Origin of the sequence: Flavobacterium sp. 28YEA47A, from assembly GCF_041262125.1 — a bacterium.
Classification (GTDB): domain Bacteria; phylum Bacteroidota; class Bacteroidia; order Flavobacteriales; family Flavobacteriaceae; genus Flavobacterium.
On sequence record NZ_JBGCCI010000002.1, the window covers coordinates 101075 to 117639 of the forward strand.

Sequence of the window (16565 nt, forward strand, 5' to 3'; positions counted from 1 at the left end):
TCAAATAAAAACTACGTTTTTGCTGTAACAAATTTCATTTTGAAAAGTCTGATGAGTATCATCAATCAACCCAATCAAAATGAAATCATTATTTGTTATGCTTGCCTTATGTATAGGCAGCCTTGTATCTGCACAGCAATCTCCCACGTATCTTGAGATTAACAGTCCTAAAAACGGCATTTCTTGTGAAAGCGATTCGTCAGAAAGAGAAATTCTTCTGGAAAAAATCGAAGAAAATAGCAAGACTAAAATCGGTGCCTATCGGGCAAATGGCTGTAAATTTACCCTTACCAAAAAACTTGACTTCGGGAATTACACTATCACCATTTCAGGATTAGACATTCAGGAAACAGCCGTTCCGTTTGAAGTGACCGAACAAAACCATGAAAAAATCATCCAGAATATCGAGCTGAAAGACAAAACAAATGAATTGAGCGAAGTGACCGTTTATGGAAATCAGCGTCAATACATGAAAGTTGAGTCTGATAAAACTATAATCAGCATTAAAGAAAACGGAATGCTAAATAGTGGCACTACATTGGAAGCCATTAAAAAACTTCCCGGCGTAGTAGCTTCACCTGTTGGCGGACTGACTTTAAACGGAAAAGGTGTTACCGTTTATATTGATGGCGCTCCTAGCAATCTGACCGGAACCGACCTTCAGAATTACCTGAATAGCCTTCCTGCCAACGCTATTGAAAAAATAGAACTTATTTATGATCCCGGTGCTTCCTATGATGCTAATGCCAGTGGTTCTATTATCAATATTGTAACGAATAGCAAAAAAATGAAAGGCGTGAATGCCAGTTTCAATATGAACTACAATTTTAACAAATATCAAAAACCAAGTCCACAGATTCTTCTTAACGGAAAGAAAAACAACCTGAGCTGGCAGACAATGTTTGGCGTTAACTATATTGAACGTGAAAACAGAAACAGAAACGGACAGGAATTTACCTATTTCAATCCACCGGTAAAACTACAGCAGGAAAATTTTGAGACTATGATTTTCAGAAACCTGTATTGGAGAACCGGACTCAATTATAAATTATCCGATAAATCGAACATTCTTTTTAATTACAATATGAATCTTTCCAGTGACAGTAATGACAATACAAGTACGGCTCTTGGAAATACAATTGATTTCAGCAACCATGGTATAGCTAAAACAAAAGCAAACAATCAGGAAATGAGTTTGCAGTTTAAGACAAAACTCGACACATTGGGCAGAACTCTGGACGTAATCGCTTACACCAATATGTTTGATCGAAATCCGCTGAATCGCTCCACTTCTTTTGAAAACAACAAGTATACCTACAACAACTCCAATATTGATTTTGGGTTGACCAATTATTATTTGAAGTATGATTTTTCATTCCCTTTTGAGAAATATGCATTTACTATTAATACGGGAGGTAAATACAATACGACAAAAGTAAAAGACTTAGGAAAATACAATTTTGAAGAAGATAGCGATGCTATATTCAATTCAAACATTTACGAATCGGTTATTGATTTTGATTATACAGAACACAACCTCGCTTTTTATGTAGAAGCCCGAAAGAAATATAAAAAGTTTAATTTCACGGCCGGTCTTCGTTTTGAAAATTTTGAGATTGAACGAGAAGCAAGTACGGTTGCCGATAAGATCAAATTCAACAATAATCGTTTTTTTCCAAATGCCAGCATTTTGTTTGAGGCAACAAAAAACATCAACCTAAGTACTTCCTATTCCAAAAAGATTTCACAACCGGGTTATTATACTATTGACCCGAATAACGGCTCGAACTTTAACCGATATAATACTTCTACCGGAAACATCGCATTACAGCCTATATTTTTTGACAATTACGGATTTAAGATTACAGCTTTCCAATATGTGAGCCTTAGCACCAATTATGCCGTTGCCAAAAATGACACCCAATTCATTTTCAGCGCAAAAGATGGTGAATTGGTAAGCAACAGGACATTTGCCGCCTTTGATAAAATCAAAACGTTCAGCACATCTTTGTCTTTCCCAATCCCGTTAGACTATTTTTTCAAAAGCAGTGAAGAGTTTTCAAAACGATTAAATGAGATTGACAAGATGAATTACATCTTTGTCAATGTTAACTACATAAAGACAGATATTGAAGGTTATGATTTTACGTTCAAGAACAAAGGAATGATAAACTTTGGAACAGAAGCGCAAATCCATCTTCCGTGGGGAATTATCAATAATATGTCTTACTTTTTCCTTCCAAAAGGAAACTGGGAGATTTACCGAATCGAAAAGCCTATCCAACAATTTGATATTTCTTTCAACAAGACATTTTTGGATAAAAAACTAAAAGTCGGGCTTCATTGCTTTGATGTCTTTAATGCAAATGAAGTGAATGCATTAGTAGAAGGAAAAAACCTGAGAACCTTATTTTACGAAAAAAATGATTCCAGAACATTCCGAATTTCATTGACTTATAATTTTGGGAACCTGAAATTACAGACGGAAAACACCAACATTCAGGTAGAAAAAGCCAATGAAGGAAGCAAAGGACTTTAATTGAAATCAGACATAAAAAAATCCCGATGATAGCTCATCGGGATTTTTTATTTCCAATACTTATTCTTTTTAAGACGCTGCTTTCAAACGCTGCAACAGGTTTTTATCCAACGCATTTTCAGCATATGATTTATCAATCACTAAAGCCTTGTCGTCAGAACTTGGCAAGTCATACATCGCATCAGTCAAGATAGCCTCGCATAAAGAACGCAGACCACGAGCACCAAGCTTGTATTCCAATGCCTTATCAACTACATAATCCAATGCTTCGCCTGAAACTGTAAGCTCTACGTCATCCATAGCCAAAAGCTTTTGGTATTGCTTGATTAACGCATTTTTAGGCTCTGTAAGGATAGCTCTCAAGGTTTCTCTATCAAGAGGATCCATGTGTGTCAAAACCGGAAGACGCCCAATGATTTCCGGAATCAATCCGAAATCCTTGATGTCTTTTGGTATAACATATTGCAAGAGATTATCCTTATCAATATTGTCTGTGTTTTTTGAAGAACCATATCCAACAGCCTGACGGTTTAAACGTTTAGAAATAATTCTTTCTATTCCGTCAAAAGCACCTCCGGCAATGAACAAAATGTTCTGCGTATTTACTTCAACAAATTTTTGGTCCGGGTGTTTTCTTCCACCTTTTGGCGGCACATTCACTACCGTTCCTTCCAACAGTTTCAATAACGCCTGCTGAACTCCTTCTCCTGAAACATCTCTTGTGATGGACGGATTATCGCTTTTTCTGGCAATCTTATCAATTTCGTCAATAAAAACAATTCCTCGTTCAGCTTTTGCCACGTCATAGTCTGCCGCCTGAAGCAATCTTGTCAGAATGCTTTCTACGTCTTCGCCCACATACCCTGCTTCTGTCAACACCGTCGCATCAACTATTGCCAATGGTACATCCAACATTTTTGCGATGGTTTTTGCCACCAATGTTTTTCCTGTACCGGTCTGGCCAACCATAATGATATTGCTCTTTTCGATTTCAACCTCATCATCGGATTGCTGTTGCATTAAACGCTTGTAGTGGTTGTAAACGGCAACCGACATTACTTTTTTAGTCTGATCTTGTCCGATAACATATTTATCCAAAAAAGCTCTGATCTCTTTTGGTTTTTGCAAAACCAAATCGGAAGCCATGGTTCCGTTTCTTTTGTTCTGCTTTAATTCTTCAATGACGATTCCATGCGCCTGTTCGATGCATCTGTCGCAAATATGCGCGTCAATCCCTGCAATAAGCAGATTTGTTTCTGGCTTTTTCCTTCCACAAAAAGAACACTCTAATACTTCTTTAGCCATATTTATTAATTGATAGTGGATAGTGGATAATGGATAGTTTATAAACTACCGACTATCCACTATAAACTAAATTTATTAACTTCTTCTCAAAACCTCATCAATCATTCCGTACTCTTTTGCCTCATCAGCTTTCATCCAATAGTCTCTCTCGCTGTCTTTATGAACTCTGTCAAAAGGCTGTCCTGAATGCTTAGAGATGATTTCATATAATTCATCTTTGAGCTTCAGCATTTCGCGAAGGTTGATTTCCATATCAGTTGCAACACCTTGTGCTCCTCCTGATGGCTGGTGAATCATAACTCTTGAATGTGGCAAAGCCGAACGTTTTCCAGCTGCTCCTGCACAAAGCAGAACTGCTCCCATAGAAGCTGCCATTCCTGTACAGATGGTAGCCACATCTGGCTTGATGTACTGCATCGTATCATAAATTCCCAATCCGGCATATACGCTTCCTCCTGGAGAATTGATATAAATCTGGACATCTTTAGAGGAATCAACGCTTTCTAAAAACAACAATTGTGCCTGAATAATGTTGGCTACATGATCATCAACTCCTGTACCCAGGAAAATGATTCTATCCATCATCAAACGTGAGAACACATCCAATTGTGATACGTTTAATTGTCTTTCTTCAATAATATATGGCGTCATGCTATTAACGATTTTATCGTAATACATATTATTAACGCCTTGGTGCTTTATAGCAAATTTTTTAAATTCTTTACCGTAATCCATTTTTTTAATTAAGTTAAAAGTTACGAGTTATAAAAACAGTTCTTGTTATATTCTTTGAGTATGCAAAGTTCATGCTAAGAGCAAATCTCACCTTATTGGCATGAAAAGTGCTTACACAATCGGACAATCCGTCAGTATCTGAGTATAAAATCCGAAAAAGCATAAAACAAAGAGCGCCAAAAAATACTTTGGCGCTTTAAAGATAACGATTTTTTCAAGAATTTATTCTCCGTACATTTCTTTGATGAACTGCTCGTAAGAAACTTCTTTTGTCTTTGCTTTTACTTTTTCTTTGAACAAACCAAGCATTTTTTCATTCATTACTTGCTCAGAAAGTCTTTTTACTTCTTCTTGGTTTGAAAGTACTCTTGCCACGATTCCATCTACATCTTCATCTGTTGGATTCATTTGTCCGAATTGTGCCATTTGTTTTTTGATAACATCAGCAGTATACGCTTTCAAATCATCAAAAGTAATCTGAAGGTTGTTTTGCGACATCACTTTACCTTCAATTAATTGGTAACGAAGTCCGTTTTCAGATCTTGCATATTCTTCTTCAGCCTGCTCAGCGGTCAAAGGTGTTTCACCTACAGTCTGTATCCATTTTTTTAGGAATTCAGCCGGCAAGTCAAATTTTGTATTTTCTAACAAAGAAGACGTTACGTCATTTATGAATTTTTGATCTGCTTGAGAAGCAAATTGCTTTTCAGCATCTTCTTTGATTTTTTCTTTTACCTGTTCTACAGAAGTTACATTTCCTTCACCAAACAATTTATCAAAAAGCTCTTGGTTAAGTTCTGCTAATTCTGTTGCATTGATTTCCTCAATTTTGAAATCCACTTCAATGTCAAGACCATGAACATTATCATGACCTACCTTAAGGTAATCCATCAATTTATGATCATCATCAAAAAGACCTTTGGTTTTTAGCGTAACTACGTCGCCAACTTTCTTTCCGATGAATTTTTTAGCTGTCTTTTTATCTTTGAAAATATCAAGAGAAATCGTAACCGTGTTGTTGATTCCGTTTTCTTCGTTTGTAAAAGTACCAGTCACATCAAAACCTTCTTCTACAGTATCTTTAGAAATCAATTTACCATACTGCTTCTGGATGCGTTGAACCTGATCGTCAAGCATTTTGTCATCAGCCGTGATTTTATAGTAAGTGATTTTATTTTTAGCTTCCAAATCAACTGTAAATTCAGGAGCAAGACCTAATTCGAATTCAAAAGAATAATCATCAGCATCCCAATTGAAGTCTTCGTTAATTTTTGGAAGCGGATTCCCAAGTATATCCAGCTTTTCAGAAGCCAAGTAGTTGTTTAGGTTTTCTTGCAAAACCTTGTTTACTTCTTCCAGCAAAACCGCTTTCCCGTATTGTTTTTGGATTAGGCTCATTGGAACTGCGCCTTTTCTAAAACCAGGAATGCTAGCATTTTTCAGATAGTTTTTTAAAACTTTGTCAACTTGAGGAGCATAATCTGCCTTTGATACTTCAACTGTTACAACCGCATTTAATGCGTCAACATTATTTCTTGTAATATTCATTTTTTTACATACTAAAATTGGGTTGCAAAATTATAACATTTTTACAACCCAACCAAGTTTTACATTCATGTATTAATATAGGATTAACAAATATGATAACTATCTGCTATCAAATGGGCTATATTATTTATCTCCTCCTGTCAGCGAGAACACGACAGACTGTAAAATAGACAAAATCAAGCTAAACAAAAGTGCCGTCCAAAAACTTGAAACTGCGAAGCCGTCGACCAGATTTGCACAAAGCATAATTATCAGTGCATTGATCACGAGAAGAAACAATCCAAAGGTGATAACCGTAACAGGAAGTGTCAGCAAAACCAAAAGAGGTTTTACAAATAAATTCAATAATCCTAACACCACTGCAACAATTATTGCTGTCACAAAGTTTTCTGACGAGATCCCGTGTGTGCCTTTAAGAGCAACTCCTGGCATAAAATGCGCTATTATCATTACCAAAACAGCCGTAACAAGAATTCTTACAATCAAATTCATAATTTATCGATTTATGTTCATTCAAATATAATGATTTTTTACAATATGTTAATTTTATCATGCTATGAAATCAAATTTCATACCTTTGATTCTTAACCAAAAAAAACTACAATGAAACAAAAATTACTTTTAACGGCAATGCTAGTTGCTAGTTGGTCAATGCACTCGCAATGGGCCACCCAAAATACCGGATTTACAACAAACAGCAGAGGACTGGATGAAATCCATATTATTGACGCCAATACCGTTTGGGCTAAAGGTTACGACGGCGTAGCTGGTGCCAATGTGCAAATTTTCACAAAAACTACCAACGGAGGCACAACATGGACTCCAGGAACGATTAACGTTGGAAGCGCTACACTTGAAATAACCAATCTTATGCCTATTAGTGCTACAACTGCATGGGTTGGAGCTGTACACCCAACCAACGGGCTTGGCGGCGTTTGGAAAACAACTAACGGAGGTGCAAACTGGACCAAACAAAACACAACTGCATACTCAACAGCTGGAGCTTCCTTCTTTAACGTAGTTCACTTTTTTGACGAGAATAACGGAGTTACCCAAGGCGACCCGGTAGCAGGAGAATTTGAAGTTTATACAACTAACAACGGAGGTACCACATGGACTGCTGTTCCTGCGGCTTCACTTCCAGATCCAGCAAGCGATGAATATGGTTATAACGGAGGAAATGTAGCAGCAGGTAATTCTTTTTGGTTTGTTACCAACAAAGGGAAGCTATACAGAACTACTGATATGGGCGCAACCTGGACAAAATTAGACACTCCAATTACTGACTTTTCAGCAACCGCAGTTGGAGGACAGATTTTTTTTAGCGATAACAACAATGGTATCTTGTTAGCCAGAAGCACCGTCGGAACTGGAGAAGCTGCAATCAACACTTATACACTTTACAAAACTTCTAACGGAGGATCATCTTGGGATTCTGGCGCAAGCTATACCGCTCCTTACACTAATCTGGCTTATATCAAAGGAACAACTGTTCTTGTTGGAAACGGTACAGACGGCGATAATTACTTTACTGGATACAGCAATAACAACGGAACAACCTGGACACAAATTGATTCAGGAGTTCAAAGAATCTCTATTGCATTCTTAAACGGAACTACAGGCTGGGCAAGCGGATTCACGACTGTGACAGGCGGAGTATCAACTCAAGGAGTTTACAAATACACTGGAGCAGCTTTAGGAATAGAAGACATTGCTTCTAACAGAACTTTTAAGGCGTATCCAAACCCAGCCAACGACCAATTAAGCCTAAGCGGAGCTTCTATCAACGAAGTTGCTATCTATGACCTATTAGGAAAACAAGTTTTAAACCAAAAGTTCTCTTCACAAGATCAAGTAAACTTGAACGTTTCCGGTCTTGGAACAGGAATGTATGTTTTGACAGCTACAAATGATAGCGGAGCTAAAGAAACTATCAAATTTGCAAAACAATAATTTTTACAAATCCAACAAAAAATCCCTTTCTGGCTTCAGAAAGGGATTTTTTTATTTCAACAGGTATTGAATCGATTCGCTATAAAAATCTTTAGGATTTTCGGCATGGAGCCAATGCCCCGCATTTGGTATGGTCTTAATTTCAGAATTTGGAAAATGGCGCCGTATCGTTTCAAAATCTTCATCTTTGATATAATTCGAATTTCCTCCTCTTAAAAACAATGTTGGTTTTTCAAATAGGGCATTATCCGGAAGCGCTTCTCCTATATTATCAATTTGCTCATTGAAAACCGGAAGATTAAAACGAAAAGCCAGCTGACCGGGTTCAATCCAATACAGGCTTTTCATTAAAAACTGGCGTGTACCAAAATCCGAGACATACTCTTTCAGTATTTCCTCAACCTGAGAACGATCAGGTTTGTGAGATAAATCCACAGCATTTAATCCTGCCAAAATATCCTGATGGTGTGGTCTGTAATATTTAGGACCTATATCTGCCACTATTAATTTATCAACTTTCTCCGGATAGGTTGTCGCAAAAAACATTGCCACTTTGCCACCCATAGAATGACCTAAAATCGAAACTTTATCTAAATTGTGTCCCTGGCAATATTCAAGCACATCCTGAACCATTGCTTCATACGTAAACACATCCGAATGAAAACTCCTTCCGTGATTGCGGAGGTCTAAAATATGCAACTGAAATCCCTCAGAAGCTATCTGTCCGGCAAACGTCTTCCAATTGTCTGACATTCCCAAAAAACCATGAAGAATAAGCAATGGCTTTCCTTCGCCTTCAATTCTTGAATACAACATAATCTGCTTTTTATTGGGTTATTTCAGCCTTTGGAGATACATATTGACAACATTCTCAAGCCCTAAATAAATAGCCTCAGAAATCAAGGCATGTCCTATAGAAACTTCGAGAAGATTAGGGATATTTTGTTTAAAGAACTGTATGTTATCCAAACTTAGGTCATGACCCGCATTGATCCCCAAATCCAATTCGTTTGCCAGTTTTGCTGCTTCAACATAAGGTAATATTCCCTCCTTATTTCCTAGCCCATACTGATGGGCAAAAGCTTCGGTATACAATTCAATTCTTTCCGTTCCGGTTTTTTTAGCACCTTCGATCATTTCAAGCACCGGATCCACAAAAATAGAAGTCCTGATTCCGTTTCGTTGAAATTCCTGGATAATTTCTTTCAGATAATCCTGGTATTTAACCGTATTCCAGCCCGCATTAGAAGTAATTGCGTCTACGGCATCCGGCACAAGAGTCACCTGCGTAGGTTTTACCTCCAGTACCAAATCAATAAACTTAGGCTCCGGATTTCCTTCAATATTATATTCCGTATACACGACCGGCTTCAGATCGTGCGCATCCTGATATCGAATATGACGTTCGTCAGGTCGTGGATGAATTGTGATCCCTTGTCCACCGAAACGCTGTATGTCTTTGGCAACTTGCAACAAATCAGGAACATTGCCACCTCGGGCATTTCTTAAAGTAGCTATTTTATTTATGTTTACGCTTAATTTTGTCATTGGAATGCTTTTTGTAATAAATTATTAAATACAAAAATACAAAGTTAAACACGGTGTTTTGTGCTATTTTTTGATTATTTTGCAACGATTATTGACTTTGGGTTATGACTGAAATTACAGATTACATCAATAACGACATCAAGGCGATAGCTGTAGACGACACTATCGAATCAGTTCAGGATTTTTTTGCTGACCTGCCCTTTTCACATTTTCCGGTTTTGGAAAACGGCATTTACATTGGCAGTATCTCAGGTGATGATGTAGAAACTTTCGATGCCGAAAAAAAAGTATTGGATTATCGCTATACCCTGGAAGGGTTTTATGCCCGAAAAAACATGATCTGGCTTGATTTGTTGGAAATTTTTGCCCGAAATCATACCGGTATCGTCCCTGTTCTGGATGAAAAAAACAATTATATCGGCTACTACGACATTACGGATATTATCAAATTTTTCCACGAAACTCCTTTTCTTAAAGAGATGGGAGGAATTATCATAGTCGAAAAAAACATCAACGATTATTCCATGAGCCAGGTTTCGCAAATTGTAGAAAGCAATAACGGAAAACTGCTTGGCATGTTTGTTTCTAATGCAGAAGCTGACAAAATCCAGATTACTGTAAAAATCACTTTAGGCTCTATGAATGACATCATACAGACCTTCAGACGTTATAATTATGAAATTATTTCCGAACATCAGGAAGACAACTACCTGAATGCCCTAAAAGAACGCTCAGATTACCTGGACAAATATCTAAACATATAACCCAAACTCAGATTATCAGAAATGAAAGTAGCGATTTACGGTCAATATTACCAAAATAGCACGGAACCAATCATACGCGACATTTTTGTGTTCTTCAACAAAAACAACGTAGAGTTAGTCATCCAGGACGATTTTCTGACAATGCTATATGAGAAAGAAATCATTAAAAGAGAATACAATACTTTTCATGATTATGATGATTTAGACAGAAATGTCGACATTTTGGTAAGTATAGGTGGGGACGGGACAATTTTACGTGCCGCTACGCTGGTACGGGATTCCGGCATTCCAATTTTAGGGATTAACGCAGGAAGGCTTGGCTTTTTAGCGACAGTCCAAAAAGAAAATATTGATGAACTGATGCAATATATCATCGATAAAAATTACTCCTTATCACCCAGAACCTTACTTAGTCTTGAAAGTACCGAAAAAATTCCCGGGACAGAAAACCTGAATTTCGCAATGAATGAGATTTCGGTCAACAGGAAAGACACCACGTCCATGATTACCATTGAGACTTACCTGAACGATGAATATCTAAATTCATACTGGGCAGACGGTCTTATCATTTCAACGCCGACAGGCTCAACCGGATATTCCTTAAGCTGTGGCGGTCCAATCCTAATGCCTGCCGTTGAAAGCTTTGTAATTACACCTATTGCGCCTCATAATTTAAACGCAAGACCTTTTGTTATTCCTGACAATGTTGAAATCAAGCTAAAAGTTTCAGGCAGAGAAGAGCATTATCTTGTTTCGTTGGATTCAAGAGTAGCTTCAATAAGCAACAAAACTGTCTTGACAATCAAAAAAACACCTTTTCAGATCAATATGGTCGAACTTCCCGAAAAAAGTTTCTTAAAAACATTGCGTGCAAAATTGCTTTGGGGAGAGGACAAGAGAAACTAAAAATCCTTTTCTTCTTATACTATCAGCACATAAGTTTCGTTTACTTTAAATCGAAAAGCCTATCATTTGCCTAAAATTAAGGATATTTAATTATTAGACAGTTGATAAGTGCTCATAATTATTATATTTGCACCCTTATTTTTTAATAACAATGAATCGGATAATAATCACTTTGTTCTGCATTTTAAGTTATGCTGCTACCAATGCCCAAATCCATGAAATTGGAATTTTTGCCGGCGGCAATAACTACATCGGAGATGTGGGTCCGACAAACTATGTCAAGCCCAATGAATTTGCCTTTGGAGTACTCTATAAATGGAATAAAAGTCCGAGACATTCCTGGAAAGTTTCATATACACAGGGAAAAGTAACATCCAACGATCACGATTCCGACTCACCAGCCAGAAAACAAAGAGGATTAAACTTTGAAAATAGTGTAAAAGAATTATCTTTAGGCCTTGAATTCAATTTTTTTGATTTTAATTTGCATGAATCGGGTTTTTTACTGACGCCCTATGTATATTCCGGCATAAGTTATTTTTCTTATACAGAATTATACCATTTGAACAATCAGTATGAGGAAGATGATAACAAAAGTACATTTGCAATCCCAATGACCGTAGGTATAAAGTCTAGGATTGCAGAAAAACTGATTTTAGGATTTGAAGTCGGGGCAAGATATACCTTTACAGATAATCTGGACGGAAGCAACCCAAAGAATGACAATTTTAAAACATTGCGATTTGGAAATTTAAACAGCAACGACTGGTATGTTTTCACAGGCTTTACACTGACGTATACCTTTGGAAACAAACCTTGCTACTGTGCAGAATAAAGAATGGACATACTTAACACTATAAACAAAGACAACCTCCCAAAGCATCTGGCCATCATTATGGATGGCAATGGCCGTTGGGCTAAACAAAAGGGCATGCTCAGAGCCTTTGGTCACGAAAACGGCACCAAAGCCGTAAGGACTACCGTAGAGACTTGTGCCAAGCTAGGCATTGAAAACCTCACGCTCTACGCTTTTTCTACCGAAAACTGGAACCGTCCAAAGCTAGAAGTTGACACTCTGATGAAGCTTCTTATAAACTCATTAAAAAACGAGCTTAAAACGCTTACCGAAAACAATATAAAGCTCAACACTATAGGTAATTTTGAAAAATTACCAGCTTCTGCTCAAAAAGAATTATCACAGGTAATTTCTAAAACAAAAGACAACAACAGAATGACGCTAACCCTTGCGTTAAGCTACGGTTCCCGTGAGGAAATCGTCTCTGCAGTAAAGAGCATTAGCACTAAAGTTAAAAATAATATAATTTCAACAGACGCTATTGACGAATCAATTATTAATCAGCATCTTTACACGCAAAATTTACCAGACGTTGATTTATTAATAAGAACCAGTGGCGAACATAGAATCAGCAATTTCTTACTTTGGCAGATAGCTTATGCAGAATTATACTTTACAGAAGTATTGTGGCCTGACTTTAGGGAAAAAGATTTGTATGAAGCTATAATTAGCTATCAAAAAAGAGAACGTAGATTTGGAAAAACAAGTGAACAAATTAAATAAATTTTTAATGTTAGATAAAAGCATTAAACTATTCTTAACCGTATTAGTTTTAGGAAATATTTTCCAAGCAAAAGCCCAAGAGAGAGTACCATTTGATCAAGGAAGAGAATATATCCTAGCCGGTGTAAGTGTCATCGGAAAAATCAGCTATAACGAACAAACAGTTGTTACATTTGCAGGTCTTGAAAAAGGCCAAAAAATCACAGTTCCTGGTGAAGAAATCAGTAGCGCCATTAAAAAATTATGGAAGCTGGGATTATTCAACGAAATTGACACCTATATCAACCGGATCGATGGCGATAGTATTTTTATCGACATGCATATCAGCGAGTTGCCTAAACTTAGCGAGGTAAAAATCAACGGTGTAAAAAAATCTAAGGTAGAAGGACTTATCAAAGACAACTCGCTGACAAAAGGCAAAATTGTCAATGAAAACCTTATCACTACGACCAAGAATTACATCGAAAACAAATACAAAAAAGACGGGTTTTATAACACTAAAGTTGTTATTAATACCTATCCAGATACTACAGCCGGAAACGAGGTCAAAATGCTCATAAACATTGACAAAGGCAAGAAAGTAAAAGTAAGCTCTATTGTTGTTGACGGCAACGAGAAACTTTCTGACGGAAGAATCAGGAAGGCGATGAAAAATACCAAGACAAGATTCCCCTTACGCTTTTGGAAAGGATCAAAATTCATCAGAGAAAAATATAAAGAAGATTTAGAAAACATCGTATCTGTTTACAAAGAAAAAGGATATCGTGATGCTCGTGTCGTATCTGACTCTATCTCTTACAACAAAGACAACAATACGGTTGGTATAAAATTAAAGGTTGAAGAAGGCAACAAATACTACTTTGGAAACATTAAATTCTTAGGAAACTCCGTATATTCTGATCAAGGTTTGCAAAAAATGCTGGGCATCAAAAAAGGAGATGTTTACAATGGCGTATTACTTCAAAAAAGAATTGAAGACAAAACAAAACCTGATGGAAACGACATCAAAAACCTGTACCAAAATAGCGGTTATTTATTTTCAACTGTAAATGCGGTAGAAGTAAAAACAGCCAACGACACCATCGATTTCGAAATCCGAATCATGGAAGGCCCAATGGCTTATTTCAACAAGATTACTGTAGTAGGAAACGACAAGACTAATGATAAAGTAATTTATCGTGAATTAAGAACGCTTCCGGGGCAAAAATACAGCAAGGAGCTTTTAATGAGAACGCTTCGTGAACTTGGACAATTAGGATTTTTCGATCCTCAGGCATTAGAACCAAAATTCAAAAATGTTGATCCTGCGGCTGGTACAGTTGATATCGAATATAATGTTGTTGAAAAAGGATCAAGCCAGATTGAGCTTCAGGGAGGTTATGGCGGCGGCGGTTTTATCGGAACCTTAGGTCTTTCATTTAACAACTTCTCTATCCGAAATATTTTCAAAAAAGATGCCTATACTCCTCTTCCAATGGGAGACGGACAGAAATTGGCTTTAAGACTTCAGGGAAGTTCATATTTCCAAACCTATAGCCTTTCTTTCACAGAACCATGGCTTGGAGGAAAAAAACCAGTACAATTCTCAGGATCTATCTCACACAGTAAACAGTTTTTATATACTGGAAGAACTAGTAATGTTGACAGAAACAAAAGTTTTAACATCACATCCCTATCAGTTGGTATTGCAAAGAAACTTAACGTACCGGATGACTACTTTATCCTTTCACAAGGAATCAGTTTCCAGTATTATGACCTGAACAATTACAACACTGGATTATTTACATTCGGAAATGGAAATTCACGAAACTTAGCATACACTATCGGATTAAGAAGAGATAGCCGTGGTATAGATCCTATTTTCCCTACTTTCGGATCAGAGTTTAGTATTAGTGCAAAATTCACTTTACCATACTCTCTTTTCAATGGAGTTGATTATGCGAACTTGAAAAATGACCCGGATTACCAAACCACAAACAGTTCTGGAGAGATTGTCCCAGACCAATCAAAAATCGATCAAAAGAAATTTAATTGGTTAGAATATTACAAAATTAAATTCAAAGCTGATTGGTATACAAAAATTTATGGTAAATTCGTACTTCGTTCATTGGGTGAATTTGGTTTCTTAGGAGCTTATAATAATGACAGAGGCCTGGTTCCTTTTGAAAGATTCTTCCTTGGTGGAGACGGTTTGGCAAACTATTCGTTAGACGGTCGCGAGGTAATACAGTTGAGAGGTTATCCTAATCAATCTTTGACACCATTGGATAATAAAGGAAACCAAAACGGAGCAACAATTTACAATAAGTTCTCGTTAGAATTGAGATATCCTATCACATTGAAAGGAGCTGCGTCAATTTATGCTTTGACTTTCCTTGAGGCCGGAGCAGCATACGACAATTTTAGAGACTATAATCCGTTTGTATTACAACGTTCAGCAGGTTTTGGTCTGAGAGTATTCATGCCGGCATTCGGATTATTGGGTATTGACTTTGGTCACGGATTTGATCCGATTCCTGGCGGAACAGGAAAAAATGGATGGGAAACGCATTTCATTATTGGACAACAGTTTTAAAAACTTAAATTTGGCACGATATTTTCTAATATAACATCAAGAATATGAGAAAACATTTTTTTATACTATTGCTAGCAGCTTCATTTTCAACTGCCGTCAATGCGCAGACACGAGGTATTCGTATTGGATATATAGACATGGAATATATATTAGAAAAAGTTCCTGACTATGCTGAGGCAAAAAACCAGCTGGAGCTTAAAGCCCAGAAATGGAAGCAGGAAGCAGAAGTAAAAAGAAATGAAATCAATAAGCTAAAAGAAAATCTGAAAACAGAAAGAGTTTTATTGACAAAAGAACTTATTGAAGAAAGAGAAGAAGAAATTTCATTTCTTGAAAATGAATTATTAGATTTCCAGCAAAAAAGATTTGGATCTACTGGCGACCTGATTACACAGAAAGCTGTTTTAGTAAAACCAATTCAAGATCAGGTTTTTACTATTGTTCAGGATATTGCAGAAACAAAAAAGTATGATTTTATTTTTGATAAATCATCTGATCTTACCATGTTGTTTGGAGCACAAAGACATAATATTAGCGACCAGGTTGTACGACAACTGACAAGAGCTGAAAAAAGAGAGCAGCTAAGTAAAAAACAGCTGAAAGATGAAGCTGAAAAAGAACGCAAGCAAGACATGATTGATGCTAATCCTGATTTAGCTGAAAGACAAAAAGTACTGGACGACAAAAAAGCGGCCAGAGAAAAAATGCTTGAGGATAGAAAGACTGCTGCTGAAGAAAAAAGAAAATCTTTTGAAGAAAAAAGAGCTCAGCTGTTAGCAGAAAGAGAAGAAAAAAGAAACGCTGCTAAAACAAAAACAGACGATTCTAAAAAAGAAGAAAAGCCAGCTGCTGATAAAGCAACACCTTCTGATGTAAAAGAAGAAGTAAAAGTCAAAACAGAAGAAAAAAATACTGCCGGACAAACTGCCGAAGAAAAGAAAGCAGAAATGGAGCAGGCTAAAAAAGAGGCTGCTGATGAAAGACAGAGAAAATTAGACGAACGTAAAAAAGCTCTCGAAGAAAAAAGAAAGAAAATACTAGAAGAAAGAGAAGCTGCCAAGAAAGAAAGGGAAGAAAAGAAAACCCCTGAAGAAAACAATAAAGGGAACTAAA

The 16565-nt window shown here is 36.8% G+C and carries 14 protein-coding genes; 8 read left to right on the forward strand and 6 right to left on the reverse strand.

From position 1 onward, the window contains the following. Positions 1-79 precede the first annotated feature (79 nt). Entirely contained in the window at positions 80-2539 is a 2460-nt protein-coding gene (locus ABH942_RS03025; RefSeq protein WP_370029520.1) for a TonB-dependent receptor domain-containing protein, read from the forward strand. Between the two features lie 69 nt (positions 2540-2608). On the opposite strand, the gene clpX is transcribed toward ABH942_RS03025, so the two are convergent. From clpX to ABH942_RS03045, 4 genes are all read right to left on the reverse strand, one after another. Further along, positions 2609-3844 (reverse strand): ATP-dependent Clp protease ATP-binding subunit ClpX, encoded by a 1236-nt coding sequence (gene clpX, locus ABH942_RS03030; protein ID WP_370029521.1) that lies wholly within the window; start codon positions 3842-3844, stop codon positions 2609-2611. Positions 3845-3919: 75 nt separating this feature from the next. Continuing rightward, positions 3920-4579 carry an ATP-dependent Clp endopeptidase proteolytic subunit ClpP gene (gene clpP, locus ABH942_RS03035; RefSeq protein ID WP_370029522.1) on the reverse strand — a complete coding sequence of 220 codons (660 nt, stop codon included), beginning with the start codon at positions 4577-4579 and terminating at the stop codon, positions 3920-3922. Positions 4580-4801: 222 nt separating this feature from the next. After that, entirely contained in the window at positions 4802-6127 is a 1326-nt protein-coding gene (tig, locus tag ABH942_RS03040) for a trigger factor (RefSeq protein ID WP_370029523.1), read from the reverse strand. 123 nt (positions 6128-6250) lie between these two features. Next, positions 6251-6619 (reverse strand): phage holin family protein, encoded by a 369-nt coding sequence (locus ABH942_RS03045; RefSeq protein WP_370029524.1) that lies wholly within the window; start codon positions 6617-6619, stop codon positions 6251-6253. Between the two features lie 111 nt (positions 6620-6730). On the opposite strand from ABH942_RS03045, the gene ABH942_RS03050 reads away from it, so the two are divergent. Further along, positions 6731-8080, forward strand: a complete 1350-nt coding sequence (locus tag ABH942_RS03050; RefSeq protein ID WP_370029525.1) for a T9SS type A sorting domain-containing protein — start codon at positions 6731-6733, stop codon at positions 8078-8080. A 51-nt stretch (positions 8081-8131) separates the two neighbouring features. Here the strand turns inward: ABH942_RS03050 and ABH942_RS03055 are convergent, their stop codons facing one another. Both ABH942_RS03055 and ABH942_RS03060 read right to left on the reverse strand, forming a co-directional pair. Next, a complete protein-coding gene (locus ABH942_RS03055; protein WP_370029526.1) occupies positions 8132-8896 on the reverse strand; it encodes an alpha/beta fold hydrolase in 765 nt (254 codons plus the stop codon). Positions 8897-8914: 18 nt separating this feature from the next. Next, positions 8915-9628, reverse strand: coding sequence for a pyridoxine 5'-phosphate synthase (locus ABH942_RS03060; protein ID WP_370029527.1), 714 nt, complete (start codon positions 9626-9628; stop codon positions 8915-8917). Between the two features lie 104 nt (positions 9629-9732). Here ABH942_RS03060 and ABH942_RS03065 point away from each other — a divergent pair, with 104 nt between their 5' ends. The 6 genes from ABH942_RS03065 (at position 9733) to ABH942_RS03090 (ending at position 16564) form a co-directional block, all read left to right on the forward strand. Continuing rightward, positions 9733-10392 (forward strand): CBS domain-containing protein, encoded by a 660-nt coding sequence (locus tag ABH942_RS03065; protein ID WP_370029528.1) that lies wholly within the window; start codon positions 9733-9735, stop codon positions 10390-10392. A gap of 21 nt (positions 10393-10413) precedes the next feature. Next, positions 10414-11298 carry an NAD kinase gene (locus ABH942_RS03070; RefSeq protein ID WP_370029529.1) on the forward strand — a complete coding sequence of 295 codons (885 nt, stop codon included), beginning with the start codon at positions 10414-10416 and terminating at the stop codon, positions 11296-11298. A 151-nt stretch (positions 11299-11449) separates the two neighbouring features. Beyond that, a complete protein-coding gene (locus ABH942_RS03075; protein ID WP_370029530.1) occupies positions 11450-12133 on the forward strand; it encodes a DUF6089 family protein in 684 nt (227 codons plus the stop codon). 3 nt (positions 12134-12136) lie between these two features. Continuing rightward, a complete protein-coding gene (locus ABH942_RS03080; RefSeq protein WP_370029531.1) occupies positions 12137-12877 on the forward strand; it encodes an isoprenyl transferase in 741 nt (246 codons plus the stop codon). Positions 12878-12884: 7 nt separating this feature from the next. Beyond that, entirely contained in the window at positions 12885-15452 is a 2568-nt protein-coding gene (gene bamA / locus ABH942_RS03085; protein ID WP_370029532.1) for an outer membrane protein assembly factor BamA, read from the forward strand. A gap of 44 nt (positions 15453-15496) precedes the next feature. Beyond that, entirely contained in the window at positions 15497-16564 is a 1068-nt protein-coding gene (locus ABH942_RS03090) for an OmpH family outer membrane protein (protein ID WP_370029533.1), read from the forward strand. Position 16565 lies beyond the last annotated feature (1 nt).